The sequence below is a fragment of the Nonomuraea polychroma genome (assembly GCF_004011505.1).
Taxonomy (GTDB): Bacteria; Actinomycetota; Actinomycetes; order Streptosporangiales; family Streptosporangiaceae; genus Nonomuraea; species Nonomuraea polychroma.
This window is the reverse complement of sequence record NZ_SAUN01000001.1, coordinates 10726477-10745909: the sequence shown is the minus strand read 5'-3', so window position 1 is coordinate 10745909 and position 19433 is coordinate 10726477. Positions and strand designations below refer to the sequence as shown.

Annotated in this window: 15 protein-coding genes; 5 read left to right on the top strand and 10 right to left on the bottom strand. The window is 66.8% G+C overall.

All coding sequences use genetic code 11. The annotated features are described in order from the left end of the window. Positions 1-31: 31 nt before the first annotated feature. Positions 32-1243, bottom strand: coding sequence for an ROK family transcriptional regulator (locus EDD27_RS50205; RefSeq protein ID WP_127939781.1), 1212 nt, complete (start codon positions 1241-1243; stop codon positions 32-34). Between the two features lie 175 nt (positions 1244-1418). Here EDD27_RS50205 and EDD27_RS50200 point away from each other — a divergent pair, with 175 nt between their 5' ends. The 3 genes from EDD27_RS50200 to EDD27_RS50190 are packed head-to-tail and all read left to right on the top strand — an operon-like array spanning position 1419 to position 4955. Continuing rightward, positions 1419-3059 (top strand): extracellular solute-binding protein, encoded by a 1641-nt coding sequence (locus EDD27_RS50200; RefSeq protein ID WP_127939780.1) that lies wholly within the window; start codon positions 1419-1421, stop codon positions 3057-3059. Positions 3060-3069: 10 nt separating this feature from the next. Beyond that, the gene (locus EDD27_RS50195; protein WP_127939779.1) at positions 3070-4047 is read left to right on the top strand and encodes an ABC transporter permease; all 978 of its coding nucleotides are present in this window, start codon (positions 3070-3072) and stop codon (positions 4045-4047) included. Beyond that, a complete protein-coding gene (locus EDD27_RS50190) occupies positions 4044-4955 on the top strand; it encodes a carbohydrate ABC transporter permease (RefSeq protein WP_127939778.1) in 912 nt (303 codons plus the stop codon). The genes EDD27_RS50195 and EDD27_RS50190 overlap by 4 nt, the downstream gene beginning before the upstream one ends. Before the next feature lie 336 nt (positions 4956-5291). Here the strand turns inward: EDD27_RS50190 and EDD27_RS50185 are convergent, their stop codons facing one another. The 3 genes from EDD27_RS50185 to EDD27_RS50175 form a co-directional block, all read right to left on the bottom strand. Further along, on the bottom strand, positions 5292-5588 hold the full coding sequence (locus tag EDD27_RS50185) for a helix-turn-helix domain-containing protein (protein WP_127939777.1): 297 nt from the start codon (positions 5586-5588) through the stop codon (positions 5292-5294). A gap of 206 nt (positions 5589-5794) precedes the next feature. Beyond that, positions 5795-7123 carry an MFS transporter gene (locus EDD27_RS50180; RefSeq protein ID WP_127939776.1) on the bottom strand — a complete coding sequence of 443 codons (1329 nt, stop codon included), beginning with the start codon at positions 7121-7123 and terminating at the stop codon, positions 5795-5797. 726 nt (positions 7124-7849) lie between these two features. Next, on the bottom strand, positions 7850-10522 hold the full coding sequence (locus tag EDD27_RS50175; RefSeq protein WP_127939775.1) for a cellulose binding domain-containing protein: 2673 nt from the start codon (positions 10520-10522) through the stop codon (positions 7850-7852). Between the two features lie 187 nt (positions 10523-10709). Here EDD27_RS50175 and EDD27_RS50170 point away from each other — a divergent pair, with 187 nt between their 5' ends. Together EDD27_RS50170 and EDD27_RS50165 are read left to right on the top strand one after the other, a co-directional pair. Then, on the top strand, positions 10710-11474 hold the full coding sequence (locus EDD27_RS50170; protein WP_206642015.1) for an SDR family NAD(P)-dependent oxidoreductase: 765 nt from the start codon (positions 10710-10712) through the stop codon (positions 11472-11474). Further along, complete coding sequence (locus tag EDD27_RS50165; protein WP_127939773.1) at positions 11471-12220, top strand: glycoside hydrolase family 16 protein; 750 nt, start codon at positions 11471-11473, stop codon at positions 12218-12220. The genes EDD27_RS50170 and EDD27_RS50165 overlap by 4 nt, the downstream gene beginning before the upstream one ends. Here the strand turns inward: EDD27_RS50165 and EDD27_RS50160 are convergent. The 6 genes from EDD27_RS50160 to EDD27_RS50135 form a co-directional block, all read right to left on the bottom strand. Further along, complete coding sequence (locus EDD27_RS50160) at positions 12154-12642, bottom strand: DoxX family protein (protein ID WP_127939772.1); 489 nt, start codon at positions 12640-12642, stop codon at positions 12154-12156. The genes EDD27_RS50165 and EDD27_RS50160 overlap by 67 nt on opposite strands. An 83-nt stretch (positions 12643-12725) precedes the next feature. After that, a complete protein-coding gene (locus EDD27_RS50155) occupies positions 12726-13490 on the bottom strand; it encodes a hypothetical protein (protein WP_127939771.1) in 765 nt (254 codons plus the stop codon). 61 nt (positions 13491-13551) lie between these two features. After that, positions 13552-16434, bottom strand: coding sequence for a glycoside hydrolase family 3 protein (locus tag EDD27_RS50150; protein ID WP_127939770.1), 2883 nt, complete (start codon positions 16432-16434; stop codon positions 13552-13554). An 11-nt stretch (positions 16435-16445) separates the two neighbouring features. Beyond that, on the bottom strand, positions 16446-17267 hold the full coding sequence (locus tag EDD27_RS50145; RefSeq protein ID WP_127939769.1) for a carbohydrate ABC transporter permease: 822 nt from the start codon (positions 17265-17267) through the stop codon (positions 16446-16448). Further along, positions 17264-18127, bottom strand: coding sequence for a carbohydrate ABC transporter permease (locus tag EDD27_RS50140; protein ID WP_127939768.1), 864 nt, complete (start codon positions 18125-18127; stop codon positions 17264-17266). The genes EDD27_RS50145 and EDD27_RS50140 overlap by 4 nt, the downstream gene beginning before the upstream one ends. Next, a complete protein-coding gene (locus EDD27_RS50135; RefSeq protein WP_127939767.1) occupies positions 18128-19432 on the bottom strand; it encodes an ABC transporter substrate-binding protein in 1305 nt (434 codons plus the stop codon). Between the last annotated feature and the right edge of the window lies 1 nt (position 19433).

Genomic DNA, 19433 nt, shown 5'->3' with positions numbered 1-19433 from the left:
GACTGAAGGGTGCACTTCCCGGTGACCGAGGTCAAGGGATTCGCGACAATCCCCCGGGCAATCTTCCCGAATCAATGGAATCGAGGACTCTTGCCGCGCCGCCCAGGGCGGCCGCGTCGTGGCCCAACGTCGAGGCCACGACCTGGCATCCCCCTGCTTCGGAGGCGATGGCGCGGTCGCTCAGCTCGTCGTGGACGGCCGGCAACAACCACGGCGCGAGCGGCACGTAGTAGCCACCGAGGATCACCACCTCGGGATTGAGCAGGTTGGCCAGAACGGACACTCCCCGGCCCAGGCTCCGGCCGACCGAATCCAGCAGGGCCAGGGTGTCGGCGTCTCCGGCCCGGGCCAGGCGCACCGACTCCTCTATCTCGATCTGGATCTCGGCGGGGGAAGGGACCTTGCGCAACACGGCGCCGATCCCCGCCATGACCTCCAGGCAACCGCGCCGGCCGCAGTGGCACTCGGGGCCCTCGGGATCCAGCTGCACATGGCCGATCTCGCCGCTGTAGCCGAGGCCGCCGCGGCGCAGCCGCCCGTCGAGGATGATGCCCGCGCCCACGCCCATCTCGCCGGTCAGGTAGACCAGGTCGGAGGCGCCGGCGTGGGCCCCGAAACGCTGCTCGGCCAGGGCCGCGAGGTTGGCGTCGTTGTCCACCTGGATGGGGAAGCCGGGATCGCGCAGCGCCTTGGCCAGGTCCCCGCCGATGTCGGCGTCACGCCAGCCGAGGTTGGGCGCCAGGCGAACGGTGCCCTGCACGTCGACCAGCCCCGGCACGGCCACGGCCAGGCCGAGCACCTGGCGCTCCTCCTTGGCCATGCGGTTGACCACCCGCCTGATGATCGCCCCGACGCTGGCCACCCCCTGGTTGACCGAGTCGCCGGTCGAGAACGAGCGCCGCCACGTCAGCAGCCGCTCCCCCGCGAGACCGGTGGCCACGGCCGACACGTGGTCGACGTTGATCTCGACTCCGATGGCCGCGTACGGCGAACCGTCCAGGACCAGCATCGTGGCCGGCCGGCCCACGCGGTTTTCCGTCAGGCCGGTCTCGCGGACCAGCCGCCGGTCGATGAGGTCGGCGACCAGGCTCGACACGGTGGCCTTGTTGAGGCCCGTGGAGGCCGCGATGTCGGCGCGCGAGCAGGGGGCGTGCTCGCGTACGAACCGCAGCACGACCGCTAGGTTGGTGGCCCGTACGTCGGCGAAGTCGGCCGGCTGCGGGCCGGTCGTAGAAGTGATCAATATCAGCCCCGTTCCCGCCAAGAGACGACCCCAGCATGCCGCATTCCCGGGCCTCCTTCACCAACCTGTGACCGTAACGATCCCTTGTGGTCAGGACAACACTCTACTAATTTGTTTGGTCGCAATACCAACTAATTTTAATAGGCCATCCCCCACTCGGAGAAGGGAGAGATCCATGGCGACCAACACGACTCGCCGCGGGTTCCTCGGCCTGGTAGGCGCAAGCGTTCTGGTGGCGGGCTGCGCCGAGAAAAAAGCAACCTCCAAGGGCACCGCCGTGGCGGCGGACAAGCTCAAGAGCCTGGTACCGACGCGGATCCCGTTCGAGATCCCCGGGCTCAAGCCGGACCTTCCTGGCAGCGAGTTCGTCGCGCCCGGCTTCCTGACCCGACCGGCCAACATGGTGCAGGCCGTCACTACCAAGCCGCTGACCAGCGGCAAGGAAGTGACCGCGATGACGCCACTGTGGGGGACCGTGCCGCCCGGGCTGGGCGAAAACTCCTACTACGAGTACATGAACGAGCGTCTGGGCGGCACCGTCCGCTTCAACATCTCGGACGGCAACACCTACCACGAGAAGCTCAGCACCACCCTGGCCAGCGGCGACGTACCCGAGATGGTCATGGTCCCGGGCTGGGAACTCATCAAGATCGCCCGTTTCACCGAGGCGGCCAACAAGCTCTTCGCCGATCTGGGGCCCTACCTGGCCGGGGACAAGGCCAAGGAGTTCCCGCTGCTGGCCAACTACGACACCGCGGCCTGGCAGTACGGCGTCTTCGGCGGCATCCTCCAGGGCATCCCCTGGCAGAACGAGCCGTTCCCGTTCGCCACGTTCGTCCGCCAGGACATCATGGAAGAGCTGGGCCTGCAGCACCCCAAGAGCGGCGACGACCTACTCGTGCTCGGCAAGGCCATCACCGACGCGAAGAAGAAGCGCTGGGCCTTCGGCGGCGGCATGGAGCAGGAGATGCAGCGGGCCTTCGGCGCGCCGCGCGAGTGGCGCAAGAAGAGCGACGGCACGCTCGAGTACAAGTACGAGACCGCCGAATTTGCCGCCTCGATCGAGTTCATGGTCAAGCTCTTCGAGGCCGGGTACATGCATCCCGACCTCGTGGCCAACAAGGACGCCGACATGAAGGGCCCCTTCGGCAGCGGCCAGATGATCATCTACCGGGACGGTCTCGGCGCCTGGCACGAGAACCTCGGCCGCTTCCAGACCGACAACCCCAAGTTCGACATGCAGGCCGTCGTCCCCTACCCGGCCAAGCCCGGCGGCAAGACGATCATGTGGCGAAACGAGCCCGCCGGCATGTTCGTCTTCATCAAGAAGGGTCTGGGCGACGCCCGCACGCGCGAGCTGCTCGCGCTGTCCAACTGGACCTCGGCACCTTTCGGCACGCAGGAGTACGAGCTGGTCACCAACGGCGTCGAGGGCAAGCACTACAACGTCAAGGACGGCAAGGTCGAGCAGACCGCGCTGGGCCGCAAGGAGGTCGCGCCCACGTACATGTTCCTGTCCGGCCGGCCGCCGGCGAACGAGAAGGTCCAGTACAAAGGCCTCGTCCAGGCCCTGTACGACTGGCAGACGCAGGCCGCGAAGCTCCTGGAGAACGACCCGTTCGTCGGGATCCGCGTGGAGGTGCCCTCCAAGATGGCCGGCCTGGCGCAGCCCACAGAGGACAAGATGCAGGAGATCTTCCGCGGCAAGCGGCCCGTCTCCGAGTGGGCGAAGATCGTCAAGGAGTGGCAGGACGGCGGCGGCAACGAGGCGCGTGAGTTCTACATGAAGGTCGCGCGGGAGAACGGCAGGCTGTGAGGAGCGCTTCATGGGGGTAGTCACGGCCAAGCGGCCGGTCAAGCCCGGCCCGGCCCCCACCGCTGAACAGGTGAAAATAACCTGGCAGGCCAAGCTACGCAGGGACTGGCCGCTGCTGGTGATGAACCTGCCGATGTTCCTGCTGGTGCTCGCCTTCTGGTGGATCCCGGCGCTCGGCAACGTCATCGCCTTCCAGGACTACAACCCCTACACCGGCGGCATCACCGGCAGCCCGATCATCGGCTTCACCAACTTCGCGCTGCTCTTCCAGGACCCGCAGTTCCTGCGGGCGATCGCGAACACGCTGTCGATCACGGCCTTCCAGCTCGCCTTCTACTTCCCCGTGCCGATCATGCTGGCGTTGCTGCTCAACAGCATCGTCTCGGCCAGGCTGAGGGCGTTCGTGCAGGGCGTCGTCTACATGCCGTACTTCTTCTCCTGGGTGCTGGTCGTGGCCATCTTCCAGCAGATGTTCGGCGGGGCCGGCCTGCTCGCGCAGATCCTGCGCGAGCGCGGCCACGAGGGCGTCGACTGGATGACGAACTCCGACACGTTCATCCTGCTCATCACCAGCCAGACCATCTGGAAGGACGCCGGCTGGGGCGCGATCATCTTCCTGGCCGCGCTGAGCACCATCGACCCCAACCTGTACGAGGCCGCCGCCGTGGACGGGGCCCGCAGGTGGCGGCGCATGTGGCACATCACGCTGCCCGGGCTGCGCCCGGTGATCGTGCTGCTGCTGATCCTGCGCCTGGGTGACGCGCTGAACGTCGGGTTCGAGCAGTTCATGCTGCAACGCAGCGCCGTCGGCAGCGGGGCGTCCGAAGTGTTCGACACGTTCGTCTACTGGCAGGGCCTGCGTACCGGGGACCTCGGGTACGGGGCGGCGGCCGGGTTGTTCAAGGGCCTGGTCGGGCTGCTGCTGATCCTGGCGGCCAACCGGGTCGCGCACGCGATGGGCGAGCGAGGGGTGTATTCGCGATCATGACAGCTCTGACGTCCAGGAAACCGTCGAAGCTGGCGCCTTGGGAGGAGCGGCGCTCGCCGGTCGGCCAGGTGGGCAAGGGCACGCTGGTGACGTTGATCGTCCTGGCCGTGCTCGGCCCCCTCTACACGATCGTGCTGACCAGTCTCAGCTCGTCGGCCACCGTCAACCGCGCCGGCGGGCTCGTGCTGGTGCCCGACGGGATCACGTTCGAGGCGTACCGGCAGATCTTCTCCGACACCGTGGTCAGCAGGGCCGTACTGGTCAGCACCGGGGTGACCGTCATCGGGACGCTGGCCAGCACCGCGGTCAGCATCCTGGGGGCGTACTCGCTGTCACGCCCCGGCTCGTTCCTGCACCGGCCGCTGCTGTTCAGCATCCTGCTGATGTTCGTGTTCTTCCCCGGCATCATCCCCGTGTATTTGATGGTGAGCGGTCTGGGCCTGAAGGACACGTACTGGTCGCTGATCCTCCCGACGGCCGTCTCCGCGTTCAACGTGGTGGTGCTGCGCTCGTTCTTCATGAACATCCCCGGGGAGGTCCTGGACAGCGCGCGCATCGACGGAGCCGGCGAGTTCCGCATCCTGTGGCGCATCGTGTTGCCCATGTCGAAGGCGGTCACGGCCGTCGTCGCGATGTTCTACGCGGTGGGCTACTGGAACGCCTGGTTCAACGCCATGTTGTACATCGACGACACGCGTAAATGGCCCCTGGCGTTGATCCTGCGGCAGTACGTGGTGGACTCGAACCCGCTGCCGGCGGCGACGGCGGGGGTGACAGGCGACGCACCCCCGACCCTGGCGATCAAGATGGCGATCGTCGTGATCGCCGTCGTGCCCGCCTTGATCATCTACCCCTTCGTCCAACGCCACTTCACCAAGGGCGTCATCGTGGGGGCCATCAAGGGCTAAAAGGCAAGGCCTTCCACAAGAGCCGCTTCGCGGGCGTGACTCCAGACGTGCTTCCCAGGGGGCTCCGCTCCCTTCGACCCCCTTACAAGCACCCACCCGTTGCCCGATTACCAAGTGGGCTGGCGGGATCCCGCCCTGAGCGGTCCTCGCTGACGCTCGGGCGTACTCATCCGGATCGGGGCTTCGCCCCGATCCCGGGCGAGAGGGCTTTCCAGCCCTCTCGCGCTCTCCCGGCCTTGGCCGACAGGCCGTGAACCTGCCGAATCCTCACCACAGCACAACCAGCCTCCGCGCCCTTGTCCCCCGTTCGCTGGCGCATGAACCACAAGCGGGGTTTCAGGTCGCATCCTGTCCGACGGTGATCGTGAACGTCGTACCCATTGCCCGGGCCAGCCGATCCAGCATGGCAAGCGTCGGCACACCACCGCCGCCCTCGATCCGGGACAGAGCGGGCTGGCCGATCTGCGCACGCTGCGCCACCTCAGCCTGAGTCAGGCCCAACTCGATCCGCCGCGCCCGCACCATGTCGCCCAGCCGCAGATCCAGCCCCGCCTGCGCATACTCGGAATGTTCGACCACGTCTTCACGCAGCCGAGCTGCCTTAATCGTCTTCCATCTGCTGTGTGCCGACATCAGCCCTTCCTCTCGAACATGTGGGTCGCGCGGTCGAGGTGGGCCTCTTCACAGATGCGCTTGGCCTTCACTGCCCGCTCAACGTCGTCATCCTGTGGGCCCTTGCGCCACTCACGGACGTCTGCAAGACACGGTTGCCGCGACCGGCGCCGCTGTGCCGGCGAGAGAAGCCACCGTGCGGCGCCATCGCCACGATGACCGCCACATTACCCCTGGCAATTGGCATAGCGGACTCGTCCCACCAGCACGCTTAGCAGCAACACCGCGATGACGATGGACGTCAAAGCGAAGCGGAGTCCGATCGCGCCGCTCAAGGCACCGATCAACGCCGGCGCGACGATCGACGCTCCCGGCATCTGCCCGATCTCCACCATTGAGACGCCCTCGCTTGACGACAGGCCCTCCTGGTTCCCGGCAAGGGTGTAGACGCTCGGATTCACGGCTGACATCCCTGCCGCGAGGAGAACGAATCCGATGATCGCCGCCGCAGGACTACTGATCACGAGACAGACGCCGAATCCTGCCGCCGCAAATAAGGTGGACGTCCGCACGAGGCGGACAATGCCCAGGCGTGCCGTGGCTCGGTCCACGGCCAGCAACGCCACGGTGCCCGCAGTAGCGGCAGCGGTGTAGGAGATGCCGCCGGCAACGGAGCCCGCGCCCATGGTTTCGGAGACGTAGATGGCGTTCCAGAGGATCGCCGACTCGGACACGTATCCGGACAGGAAGGCCATCGCAGTGATCGGGAGCATCCGGCGGTTGAACCTTCTCCGCAGCGACGTCCGGAGCGTCCCGTTTCCCTCCCTGATCTCCTCAGGCAACCATCGAGCCACCGCCGCCAAGCACAGCACGAGCAGTCCACTCGTGACGGCGAACTGTACCCACGGGGGCACTCCCAAGGCCGCCGACAACGTGCCGGCTATTCCGCCGATCAGCGTCCCTGCTCCGAAGCAGGCATCGAAACTGCCCATGAGGGGTCTGCGGTAGCGGCGTTGGACCTCGAGCGCGAGTGCGCCCATGGGGATGTCCATGATGTGGGCGACCAGAGCCCACGTCGTCAAGCCGAGCACCACCGCCGCGAAGTTGGCCGACCACGCCATGAGAGGCACGGTCAGGAGGACGAGCCCAGCCCCGACGACAGCAAGGAGACGGCTACCGACCCGCCCTGCCAAGAGGACGATCGTGCAGAGGCCGATGATGTTTCCGACGCTCGGCACGGTGTTCGCCAAGCCCCAGATAGTGTCGTCCGCACCCACCTGTCGGCGCACGTCGGGGACTCGGGCAGCCCACCCGCCGATGGGCATGCTCATGATCACATAGAGCAGGGCGACGGCTAGGCGCGCCTGTCGATTTCTGCGCTGCTCGCCAGTACGTTGCAGACTTCCTGAGGCGTCAATCGGGCCGTGCCTCACCGGTATCGCGTCGGCCTGTTTCGGGCATGCCGAAAGCTCCTCCGTGGCGGTCGTGTGAGTCGTGCAGGTAATGCTTCTGCGCGTTGGCAGAATCGCGATAGAAACGCTACGAACGGACCACATGTCCCGTCAATCCCGCGGGCATCGGACTCCTCGGCACCAGGGCGTTGCTGCTTCCAACCCTGCCTTTCTCACCGGCGTCTGACCTGGTACGGGAGCAGATCACGGTTCCAACGGGCGGCACATCCGCATCGCCTCTGGTGGCGCCGGAGCATGGCTCTACATTCTCACGAGCAACGCGAATGTCCGGAAATGCGATCCCACTTGGCCGATCGATCAATGATTTCTTTGACTTGCGCATCTGCGCAGAGCGCGATGTCACGGCATAAATCCAGCCCAAGCTGTGGATACCCAGCAAGCGTCAGATTGTGCTGCATTGGGCGAGGTCGTAGACGGGCGGATGGGGCGATTACCATCCGAAAAGGCCTGCCCCGGGTCACTGCAGAGCAACGGGGGTGGCCCACACTGCTCGTAGGCCCGCAAGCGCAAGAAAGAGGATCAGAACCGCCGAGTATGGACAGGAGCGCGCGTCGGGATGAAAGGATAACCCGTATCCTTTCATCGCCCCGGTCTTCGTGAAAGGAAACAGTCCTCGCGGCGGCACGCGCCGCCAGCCGACGCTTCAACAGAATTCCGTTGCAGCCGCCGTCGCCCGACGGCGCGGTTCCCGCGGAAGCCGGCGCCGCGGGACTGCACACTTCGCGCAGGGTGACTGCCCGGCCTGCGGGACGGTTCGCCGTCCGGCTCCCATTGGGGGGCACCGTTGGTGGCGCCCCCCAATCTCGCGACTTAAGCCGGAGTGCAGGTGACGGTGGTGGGTGTGGCCGCGGCGCCGGAGCCGGTGAAGCCGAACGACGTGGACGCGTTCGCCGCCAGGTTGCCGTTGTAACTGGCGTTCGTCACACTGACGTTGGCGCCCGTCTGGGTCGGGGTGCCGTTCCACAGCTGGGTGATCTTCTGGTCACCCGGCCACGTCCAGGTGACCTTCCAGCCGGTGATCGCCGACGAGCCGGTGTTCTGGACCGACACCTCCGCCTGGAAGCCGCCCTGCCACTGGTTGCCGGGTTTGTAGGTGGCGGCGCAGCCCGTGCCCGTCGTCGGGGTGACGGTGGGGGTCACGGTCGGGGTGACCGTCGGGCTTACGGTGACGGTGGGGGTGACTGTCGGGGTGACCGTGACCGGGGGGCCGGTGCGGTCGCCGTAGATGATGCCGCGGCCGTTGGTGCCCAGGTAGACGCGGCCGTACACGCGCGGGTCGCCGGTCAGCGCCTCGCCCATGTTGCCCCACTGGTGCTTGTCGTCGTTGATGCGCAGCCAGCTCGACCCGGCGTCGTCCGAGCGGTACAGGCCGGTGACGCCGTCGATCGTGGCCACCGCGAAGATCGCCATGTAGTTCCCGCCGGGTGCGGCCTTGCCGAAACCGACGTTCACGGACTTGGTGATCCCGGACACCTTCGTGAAGGAGGCGCCGCTGTTGGTGGAGTGCCACAGGCCGCCGTCGCCGGCCAGCCAGAGGTCGCCCTCGATGCCCGGGACCGCCTTGAACTTGCCGCTGGTGGGCAGGCCCGTGGCCGCGGTGGCGGTGAAGGTGGCGCCGCCGTTGGTGCTGACGTACAGGCGGCCGCCGCTGAGGCCGTAGAACTTCATCGGGTTGACCCGGTCGGACTCCACGACGGCGTCGGTGGGCAGGCCGGAGGCCTGCTGCCAGGAGTTGCCGTAGCCGACCGAATAGACCGGGGTCACCCCGCGAGGCGCCCACACGAAGCGGGAGCCGTCGGCCGCCGCCGCCACCGTGCCGCCCTCGTTGATGCCGCCCGGCTCCGAGCCCTGGAACCAGTTCGCGCCACCGTCGGTGGAGAAGGCCACGTGGCTGTCGTTCGGGCGGTCGGCGTCGGTGAAGTTGCCGGCCCGCACCATGATCGACGGCGACTTCTCGGCGTAGTCGAGGCTCGTGGTGGAGGTGAAGTTCGGCTGGGTGAACATCATCGGCGGTACGGCGTCCAGGTTCGTGTGCCGGAAGCCGCCGATGTCACCCAGACCGCTGACCAGAGGCGCGCCGCTGGGCGGGCTGATCAGGTCGAGCACGGCCGTCTCCTCCAGGCCCTTCGCCATGGGCTTGATGGTGAACTGGCCACCCGCCACGTCCCATTGCGTGAGGTTCTCGGTGCCGTAGATCGTGGCGCCGGTGCCGTACATCATCCTGTTGGAGTCGAACGGGTCGATCTCCAGCGACTCGGTCATCCAGCCGAGCTTCGGCGTGACCTCCGGCGGCTGCGGGTTGCCGCCGAACGTCAGCCACGGGTTCTCCGTGATGTCCATCTTGTAGCGGAAGCTGCGGTTCGGGTACGAGGTCCAGTCCCACACCCGGGTCCACGTGGCACCGGAGTCGGTGGAGCGGAAGAAGATCACGTCAGGCCACCACGAGATCTGCGTGGCCACCATGATCGTGCCCGGGTTCTGCCTGTCGATGGTCAGGCCGCTGTAGCCGAAGTAGTCGTCGCTGCTGGAGGACGGGACGGGGCTGATCTGGGTCCAGGTGCCGGTCGCGGTGGCGTAGCGCCACACGTCGCCCTTGGCGCCGTCGTACGGGCCGCCGGTGTCGCTGGTGGCGATGTAGAGGTAGCCGTTGACCGTGTCGAGCACGCCCTTGTGCGCCAGATAGCCCGTGGGCTGACCGGCCAGCCGCGACCAGGTGGCGCCCCCGTCGGTGGTGCGGTAGACGGTGTTCTCCTTGTCGGCGACGCCGACGTAGATGGTCTTGGTAGGCGTTCCGCGGGTGGACGAGCGCGGGTCGTAGGTCACCCACACCACGCCCGGCTTGTGGCTCAGGTAGCCATTGGGGTCGTTCGGGTCCTGGGCGTAGTTGCCAGGGTTGGGGAAGCTCGCCACCTTGGCCCAGGTCGCGCCGTAGTCGGTGCTGCGCCACAGGCCGTTGCCGTTGGGCGCGCCGAAGTAGAGCACGCGGTTGTCGTTCGGGTCGACGGACAGCGCCTCGCCCATGCCGCGGCCGGGCATGTTGCCGCCGAGCTTGAACGGCAGCGCCGTGGCCTGCCAGGTGTCGCCCTTGTCGGTCGAGCGCAGGATCGCGCCGTTGTTCGGGTCCCAGCTGTTGGTGTACATGCCGACGGCGGCGTACACGCGGTTGGTCTGCACGGGGTCGGTGGCTAGGCTGATCACGCCGTTGTAGCCCCACTTGTCCCAGCCGACCCAGTCGAGCAAGGGGGTCCAGGATTTGGTGGACTGGTTCCAGCGGTATGCCCCGCCGATGTCGGTGCGGGCGTAGATGAGGTTCCGCTCCGTCTGGTTGAAGATGATCCCCGGTACGAAACCGCCACCGTCGATCCTGACGTTCTTGTACGCGTACGGATCCGAGGCGACGGCCGAGACCGGCGACATCCTCACGACAGCCGCCACCAGCAGCACGGCGGCGGTCGCCAGCATGACGAATAATCTTCTTCGCATGCGCGGCTCTCCCTTTCCAGGCACGCCAACAGGCGCCCCAAAGGCGTCAGATGACCGCCATGCACGATCAGATTGCAGGACCCTGACCGTCACCGCGCCTTCGCGCATGAGCTCAATTAGAAGGCTCACACAAGGGTGAGGCGAAGGTCAATAGTTTGGATATACAACGAATTAAGGGGTGAGGGCAGTGTTTCCCGAGTTTCGGGTCGACGGAGAGGTCGCCCTGGTCACAGGGGCGGCGCGCGGCCTCGGCCGGGCCATCTCACTGGCGCTGGCCAACGCCGGGGCTGACGTCGCCATCGGTCTGCGGGACGCCGGCGACGACGACGGGCTGGCCGGCGAGATCACCGGCATGGGGCGCGCCACGCTGCCTCTCCAGATGGACATGACCGTCCCGGAGCAGATCGCCGGGGCGGTGCGGGACGTGGTGGACCGGTTCGGCAGGATCGACATCCTGGTCAACAACGCCGGCATCGCGCCGGGCAACCCGGCGGAGGAGGTCACCGAGGAGGACTTCGACCGCACGCTCGCGGTCAACCTCAAGGGCACCTTCCTGGCCACCCAGGCCGTGGGCCGGGTCATGATCGGGCAGCGGCACGGCAGGATCGTCAACGTCGGATCCCAGGCCGGCGAGGTCGCCCTGCCCGGCGAATCCATCTATTGCATGACGAAGGCGGCGATCGCCCACCTCACCCGCTGCCTCGCGGTCGAGTGGGGACCGCACGGGATCACGGTCAACAACGTCGCGCCGACGTTCATCCGCACGCCGGGCACCGCCGAGGCCCTGTCCGACCCGGCGTTCGAGGCGGACGTGATCGAGCGGATCGCGGCGCTGCACCGCATCGGCGAGCCCATGGACGTGGCCGGGGCCGTGTTGTTCCTGGTCTCCCCCGCCGCCTCCCTGGTCACCGGGCACACGCTGGTCGTGGACGGAGGCTGGACGGTTCGATGAGCGACTTCGAGGACACCTTCGAGGGCGACCGCCTCGACGAGACGAAGTGGATCCCCTCCTACCTGCCGCAGTGGACCACCCGGGCCGCCGCCGCGGCCCGCTACCGGCTCGGTGACGGCCATCTGACCCTGCTGATCGAGGAGGACCAGCCGCCATGGGCACCCGACCTGGAGGGCGACCTGCGGGTGTCCTCCCTCCAGACGGGACTCTTCTCCGGTCCGGTGGGCAGCCGGATCGGACAGCACGGGCGCGGCGCCGTGGTCCGCGAGGAACAACCCGAGGTCAGGCTTTACACCCCGCAGTACGGCCGGATCGAGATGCGTGCGAAGGCGATCGACGACCCGAACTGCATGGTGGCCCTGTGGCTGATCGGTTTCGAGGACGTGCCCGAGCACTCAGCCGAGATCTGCGTCGCGGAGATCTTCGGCCGCGACGTCACGCCGGCCGAGGCGCGGATCGGCATGGGCCTGCACCCGTTCGGCGATCCGGACATCACCGATGACTTCACGGTGGAGACGCTGCCCATCGACGCCCGCGAGTTCCACGTCTACGCCGCCGACTGGACGCCCGGCCGCGTGTCCTTCTTCGTGGACGGGCGACACGTGCGGACGGTGAACCAGTCGCCGGCGTATCCGATGCAGCTGATGCTCAACATCTACGAGTTCGAGCCGGGAGGCGCCTACCCGAAGGAGTTCACGGTCGACTGGGTACGCGTCCGGGCAGCCCACAACGCGATCCCGATGTAGAGCACCTGCTCCGGGACACGCTGCCACAGCGGCGACGCAGGCTCGCCGCCGAGGGTGACGTCATTGAGCGCGGCGTGCACGTTCGCCGGAAGCATGGCCACGAAGAGCACCGCCAGGCAGACGCCGGCGGCTTTGCGGGTCCTTTCGAGCATCAGCCCCACGGCCCCGGCCAGCTCCAGCACACCGGTCAGGTAGACCATGAAGGCGGGGAACGGCACGAACGGCGGCACCATGGCCACCATGTCGCCGTGGTTGGGCATGAAGGTGACGCCCGCCGGGACGAAATGGGCACTGGCCGTCATGACGAGCATGACGGCCAGCCCGTGCGCGGCGCTGACCCGCCAGGTGGTGAACCGGGCCACGCCCAGCACGCCGAGGAGGCGGAACACCAGCGTGGCGACCAGCAGAACGATGACGGTCATTCACTTCCCCCTTTAGATAGCAGGACTATCCTGCAGTTGGATAACGATACTATCCAACCGCTTGGGAGGAAAGGCTTATTTCATCAGCTCGCGACTTGGCTCTTCGGTGGGGCGGAGATGCTCACCCGAGCGCCCCAGCGCTCGTAGCGGGTCTCGGTGCTGAACTTGCCGTCCCCGACCTCGACGCCCTCGGCGACGTGACTGGACGCCAGGTGGGAGGTGACGAGCTTCTTGGGCAGATTGTCGGCTCCGAGCGTGAGCTTGTACTCGATCACCGTCTTCTCTTTCTCGCTGAACGGCGACGACACGCGGAACCACGGCGACACCTTCGCGAGCGCGCTGTAGGTGATCTTCCCGGAGTACGTCCGGCCCTGCTTCTTCCCCTTGAGCAGCACCTTCAGCGTCGCCGGCTCGGCCGGGTTGACCACCTGTGCGAAGGTGCCGAGCCAGCCGCCGGTCGTGCCCAGCGGCTCTCTGACCCACTTCTTGCCTTCGGGGACCTCGTGGAGCATCGGGGCCGTGCTGTAGGTCTTGCCGCCGACCCAGATCGTGCGTCCCGAGCGCAACCGGTACATGTGGTCGAAGATGCCGCCCTGGTACCGCTTGAAGTCGGCGGTGATGTCGGACGCCACGATGCCGGACTTGCCGAACTGCATCTTCCCGGTGCGCTTGAGAAACGTCGTCGTCCCGGTGTCGTCCACGTGGGACGTGGCCTCAGTGAACGTCACCCCCTTGCCGGCGCGCAGCTTGGACTTGAGCGCGGCAAGGGGGTCGGACGCTTCGGCGGGAGTGGCGGCCATGAGCACGGCCATGGCCGCCACGACGGCGCCTGCGATCATCCGCTTCATGGATCTCCTTTATGGGCGCGGAGTGGATCGCAGATTCTTCCGGACGCCGATCACGACGTGATCACCGGGCGAGGGCGAAGTCCTTGATCCGCAGGTCGCCCTTGAACACCAGGTAGAGGTTGCCGGTGCCCGCCTTCACGGTCGCGGTCGCCGTGCCGTACTGGTAGATCCCTCCGGTGGCGGGCGCCTGGAGGGTGCCGAGCAACGTGCCCGTCGGCGAGCCGAGGCGCAGCTCGACCGAGCCGCCGTTCGCCGAGGCCACCGACGCCGTGAGACGGGGGCCCCAGGAAGCGCCGGTGAAGGAGATCCAGTCACCCGCCGAGCCCTCCACGACCTCGCCGCTCACCTTGGACTCGTCGGCGAAGAAGACGCCCGAGTAGTCGTCGAAGTCCATCGCCCTGGTCGTCTTGGCCAGGTCGCGGACCGGGACGGTCTCGCCGGACACGCGCAGGGTGGTGGCCTGGCGGATCCGGTCGGAGGCGGAGCCGACGAGGACGTCGTGGGTGGCGTTCTCGACGACCCACTTGTTGCGGGTGTAGTCCCAAGCGGCCAGATCCTGCTTCTTGAGCTGGAAGGTGACGGTACGGGTCTCGCCCGGGTTCAGCGTGATCCGCTGGAAGCCGCGCAACTGCTTGACCGGCTGCTTGAAGCGGGATTGCTGCTGGTGAGTGTAGAGCTGGACGACCTCGTCGCCCTTGACCTTGCCGGTGTTGGTGACCTTCACGCTCACCTTGTCACCCTGCACCTGAAGGCCCTGGTAGCCGAACGTGGTGTAGCTCAGCCCGTGGCCGAAGGAGTAGAGCGGCTTGCTCTTCCCGTACAGGTACGTCATGCCGGTCTTGGCCAGGTCGTAGTCCAGCTTGTTCGGCAGGTTGTCCGACGCGGGCCAGGTCTGGGTGAGCCGACCGGCCGGGTTGACATCACCGAACAGCACGTCGGCGACCGCGTGGCCGGTCTCGGCGCCGGCGTGCGTGGTCCACAGCAGGGTGGGCGCGTCCACGATCACCGGGTAGCTCGTCTCCAGGACCACGACGGTCTTCGGGTTGGCCTTGCGCACGGCCTCGATCAGCCGCCGCTGCCCGTCACCGAGCTGCAGGTTGTCGCGGTCGTGGAACTCGCGCCCGGCCACGTACGGATGGCTGCCGACCACCACGACCGCGACCTCGGCCTTGGCGGCCTGCGCGGCGGCCGCGGCGATGCCGTCGGCGACGACCTCCTTGCCGAACTTCGCCGCCCCCGCCTTCGGCGCCAGCCCGAGCGCGCCGTCCGCGGTCACGGTCACGTACGGGTCAGGCAGGTTGTACCAGCCTTCGACGTTCTCGTAACCGGCGTATCTGATCAGGTAGCTGCCGTCGGACTGGCGCTCCAGGGCGAACTGCTGCTGGACATACCAGCCGTTGGGCTCGTCGTCGTCGGTGTCGAGCGAGCGCCAGTCACCGCCGAGCAGCTTGCCGTTGCCGGCGTTGCGCAGCGTGGACACGCCGCTGGTCCAGTCGGTCAGGTCCCACTGGGACGCCGCGGTGGGGGCCGCGTCGATCAGGGCCGCGTTGTCGTTGGGGCCCGTGCCGGTGGCGGTGATGTACTTGCCGGAGGCCAGGTGCTTGAGCGCGATCCGCTCCAGGCCCTCACCGGTGCTGACGTCGGACACCCGCTCCTTGATCCCGGCGAGCGGGGTCACCTGGTAGGGCATCTGGCCGGCGTACCAGTCCTGGTAGAGCTTGTTCGACAGCGGCCCCACCACGGCCGCACTCTGCGGCTTGGCCAGCGGCAGCAGGCCGGAGTTCTTGAGCAGCACCGCCGCCTTGCCTGCGGTCTCGCGGTTGAGCTTCTGGTTGGCCGCGCTGTTGATCACATCCTTGGTGATCTTCTTGTACGGCCCCCCGTCCGGGTCGAAGTGCCCGAGCCGGGTCCTGATGGAAAGGACGCTGCGCACGGACTTGTCCACATCGGCTTCGGTGATCCGGCCCTGGTCGAGCGCGGCCTTGAGATTCGTCACCATCGTGGTGATGTCGCTGCCGTCGATGGTGAAGCTGTCCTGCCCGCTCTTCAGTACGGCGGCGAACGCCTCCGGCTTGCTGTCGAAGTACTTCTGCAGGTCGGTGAGCGCGTGCGGGCCCCAGGCATCGCTGACGTTGTAGAGCGTCTTGTCCGTCCACGACCTGACCACCGTGTTCAGGTCGGTGTTGACGTGCGCGGGCCGCCCGTTGACCACGTTGTACGAGGCCATGACACCGGTCGCGGCGTTCGCCGAGATGGCGGCCTTGAACGCCGGCTCGTAGTACTCGTGCTTGAGCTTCGGCGTCAGGTTGGAGGAGGTGAGGCTGCGGTTCTCCTCGTTGTTGTAGGCCATGTAGTGCTTCAGCACCGGCGCGGTCTTCAGGTAGAAGGGATCGTCGCCCTGCAGACCCTTGCCGTAGGCCGTCGAGATGACCCCGGTCAGGAACGGATCCTCCGAATAGCCTTCCTCGTTCCGGCCCGCCCGCGGGTCGCGCAGCAGGTCGACCACGGGCGCCCACACCTGCAGGCCCCACAGGACGGGATCGGCGTCGTTGTAGCCGCGCGTCTCGTCACCAACGGCCGAGCCGACGTTCTTGATCAGCGCCGGGTCCCAGGTGCTGGCCAGCCCGATGGCCTGCGGGAAGACCGTGCCACTGGCGAACTTCTGGTTCCAGTTGTCGTTGAGGTGGTTGGACCAGGCGACGCCGTGCAGCGCCTCGGTGCCGTTCTTGTGATAGGCGATGCCGAGCCGCGGGATCGCCGGCTGCGACTGGTGCAGCAGGCTCAGCTTCTCGTCCAGCGTGAGCCGGCCGAGCAGGTCGTTCACCCGCTGCTCCAGCGGCAGGCTCGGGTTCTGGAAGGGGTAGTCCACCGCCTGGGCGGGCGGCACGGCGAGCAGCGAGGCCGCCAGGGTGAGGGTCGCTAACAACGGGATTCTTGAACGCATACAGGTCTCCATCATTTGATGGCGCCGACCGTGACTCCTCGGGTCAGCGTGCGCTGGAAGATCAGGAAGAAGGCGATCGCCGGTACGACGCCGAGCAGTGCCGAAGCGCTGGACATGGTGGCGTCCATGAACTTCTCGCCCTGCAGGACGGCGAGCGCGACGGGCACCGTCTGGGTGTCGTTGGAGATCAGGAAGATCAGCGGCAGGAAGAACTCGTTCCAGGTCCAGATGAAGAAGAAGATCAGCAGGACGTTCAGGGTGGGCCTGCTGATCGGCACCACGATCCGCAACAGCGACCGCAGCCGCCCCGCGCCGTCGATCGCCGCGGCCTCGAGGATCTCCTTCGGGAACTGCCCCAGGACCGCGCTCAGCAGGTACGTGCCGAACGCCGCCTGGATCACGGTCATGACGATGATCACGGCCAATTGCGTGTCGTAGAGCCCGACCGCCTTGGACAGGTAGTAGAGCGGGTAGGCCAGCGCCTCCTGCGGCAGCGTGTTGGCCACCAGGAACAACACCAGGATGGACAACCGGCCCTTCACCCTGCCGATGCCCAGCGCGTACGCGTTGAGCACCGACAGCACGACGGCCACCACCGCTACGGAGGCGCTGATGATGAAGCTGTTCCAGAGCTTCGTGCCGAAGTCGACCCGGTTCCAGAAGTCGATGATGCCCTGGAGGTAGAGCCCGTCCGGCAGGCTCAGCGGCCCTTGCGTGCTGTACTCGGCCGGCGACTTGACCGCGTTCATCGCCACGATCGCGAACGGGAACATCATCACGACCGCGAGCACGACCAGCGCGAACAGCACCGCCCAGCGTCCTGGACCCCTCATTGCTCACGCTCCTGGACACGGAGGAACAGGAACGTCACCACGATGATGATCAGCGCCAGCACCGTGGCGATCGCGGAGCCGTACCCGACGTTGCTCTTCTGGAAGAAATTCAGGTACGAGAAGTACGAGGGGACCATGGTGGCGTTCCCCGGTCCGCCCCGCGTCAGCACGAAGATCGGCCCGAACACCTTCAGCGCGGCGATCGTGCACGTCAACAGGACCACGAAGATCTCCGGCCGGATCTGCGGGATCGTGATGTGCCAGAACTTGCGCCACCACGAGGCCCCGTCGATCTCGGCCGCCTCGTAGTAGGCCGGATCCACCCGCTGCAGCCCGGCCATGAAGATCACGACCGGGTAGCCGAGCTGGAACCAGACCATGACCGCCATGACCGTCGCCAGCGCCAGGTCGGGATCGCCGAGCCAGTCGAGCTCCAGCCCGAAGATCTGGTTGACCGCGCCGTACGACGGGTGCAACATCCAGCCCCACACCACGCCGGCCACCGCCACCGGCAGGACCTGCGGCAGGTAGTACATCGCGCGCAGCGCCGAGGCCGTTCGGGTCCCGAAGCGTTTGCCGATGTAGTCGAACAACGCGGCCGCCAGCACGAGGCCGATCGCGGTCGGCACGATCGCCATGGCCACGATCAGCGCCACGTTGTGCTGGAACGACTGCCAGAACCGCTCGTCCTGCAGCAGCCTGGTGTAGTTGTCGAACCCGATCCACCTGGGCGTCCCCACCCCGGACCAACGGGTGAAGCTCGCGCCCACGTTCATGAGGAACGGGACGACGATGACGCCCAGGAAGAGCAGCAGGCTGGGGATGAGGTAGAGCCAGTACCCCCTCGTACGTACTCTCATCTAGTTACCAATGTCGGCGAGGTTGTCCTCGTAGGGCTTGGCGATCTCGTCCAGCACCGCGGAGGGAGCCTTGCTGCCGTTGATGAGCTCTTGGACCCCGGCCACCAGCACGTCGTAGTAGCCGGGTGCCGGCCAGTCGGGGTAGAAGGCCAGGCCGTCGGCGGTGGTCAGTTTGTTGAAGGACTCGATGAGCTCCTTGCTCTTGGCGTCGGTGATCGCGGCCGGGTCGGCGGCAACGGGCACGCCGCCGGAGTTGCCCAGAATGTTCTGGATCTCCTTGCTCATCGTGATGTCGATGAAGTCGTAGGCCAGGTCCTTGTTCTTGGAGTTCTCGGGGACGACCCAGAGGTTTCCGCTCGAACCGGGCGACATCGTGGCGCCGGGGAACAGGAAGTGGCCCCACTGGAAGTCCTTGATCGTGGAGGCCACGCGGCCGTACCACCAGCTACCGCTGATCATGATGGGGAACTTGCCGTTCATGAAGGACACGCCCATGTCCTCGGCCTTGAGCCCGGCCGAGTTCTTGGCGATGTAGCCCTTCTTCACCCAGTCGGCGAAGGTCTCCACGCCGTAGGTGAACTCGGGGCCGTGGAAGTCCACCTTGCCCTTGTAGGACTGGAAGGCGTCCAACCACGGCTTCTGCGCCTTGGTGAGCGCGAGCTGGTAGAGGATCTGCTGGGCCGGGTACTCGGCACCGGCGTTCGCGATGGGCGTCACCCCGGCCTTGACGAACGTGTCCAGCCCGGCTGTGAACTCCTCGAACGTGGTCGGGACCTTGACCTTGTGCTTGTCGAACAGGTCCTTGTTGTAATAGACCATCACGAACTCGCCGTAGTTCGGCACGCCGTACCAGTTGCCGGCGCCCATGACGCCCCGGTCGTCGTACTTGGCGGTCGTCTGCAGGCCGCCGGGCAGCAGCTTGTCCCAGCCGCGCTTGGTGGCCTCGTCGGTGAGGTTCGTCAGCAGACCCTGCTTGGACAGCAGTCCGGCCGTGGCGTTGCCCTTGTTGTACTCCATGATGTCGGGCGCCTCGTCGGAGTTGAGCACCATGCTCGCGGTCTTCTGGATCTGCTCGAAGCCCTTCTCCTCGAACTTGACGGTCACGTTCGGGTGCGATGCCTCGAACTTCTTGATGGCCTCCGCCCAGGCCTTGGCCATGGCGCTGTCTTTCGACTCGTAGTGCCAGAGCTTCAGCACGCGGGGCTGGTTGCCCTGCGTCGGGGGACTTTCGGTGCCGCCGGAGCCGCAGGCCGTCAGGACCAGGACCGCGGCGGCCAGTGCCGCCGCGCCTCTGAGTTTGCGCATG

Excerpts from the sequence above, each read along its gene's own strand:
- EDD27_RS50140 (WP_127939768.1), bottom strand. The coding sequence starts at position 18,127 with ATGAGAGTACGTACGAGGGGGTACTGGCTCTACCTCATCCCCAGCCTG.
- EDD27_RS50165 (WP_127939773.1), top strand. The coding sequence starts at position 11,471 with ATGAGCGACTTCGAGGACACCTTCGAGGGCGACCGCCTCGACGAGACG.
- EDD27_RS50200 (WP_127939780.1), top strand. The coding sequence starts at position 1,419 with ATGGCGACCAACACGACTCGCCGCGGGTTCCTCGGCCTGGTAGGCGCA.
- EDD27_RS50150 (WP_127939770.1), bottom strand. The coding sequence starts at position 16,434 with ATGCGTTCAAGAATCCCGTTGTTAGCGACCCTCACCCTGGCGGCCTCG.
- EDD27_RS50145 (WP_127939769.1), bottom strand. The coding sequence starts at position 17,267 with ATGAGGGGTCCAGGACGCTGGGCGGTGCTGTTCGCGCTGGTCGTGCTC.
- EDD27_RS50160 (WP_127939772.1), bottom strand. The coding sequence starts at position 12,642 with ATGACCGTCATCGTTCTGCTGGTCGCCACGCTGGTGTTCCGCCTCCTC.
- EDD27_RS50185 (WP_127939777.1), bottom strand. The coding sequence starts at position 5,588 with ATGTCGGCACACAGCAGATGGAAGACGATTAAGGCAGCTCGGCTGCGT.
- EDD27_RS50135 (WP_127939767.1), bottom strand. The coding sequence starts at position 19,432 with ATGCGCAAACTCAGAGGCGCGGCGGCACTGGCCGCCGCGGTCCTGGTC.
- EDD27_RS50155 (WP_127939771.1), bottom strand. The coding sequence starts at position 13,490 with ATGAAGCGGATGATCGCAGGCGCCGTCGTGGCGGCCATGGCCGTGCTC.
- EDD27_RS50175 (WP_127939775.1), bottom strand. The coding sequence starts at position 10,522 with ATGCGAAGAAGATTATTCGTCATGCTGGCGACCGCCGCCGTGCTGCTG.
- EDD27_RS50180 (WP_127939776.1), bottom strand. The coding sequence starts at position 7,123 with ATGTGGTCCGTTCGTAGCGTTTCTATCGCGATTCTGCCAACGCGCAGA.
- EDD27_RS50190 (WP_127939778.1), top strand. The coding sequence starts at position 4,044 with ATGACAGCTCTGACGTCCAGGAAACCGTCGAAGCTGGCGCCTTGGGAG.
- EDD27_RS50195 (WP_127939779.1), top strand. The coding sequence starts at position 3,070 with ATGGGGGTAGTCACGGCCAAGCGGCCGGTCAAGCCCGGCCCGGCCCCC.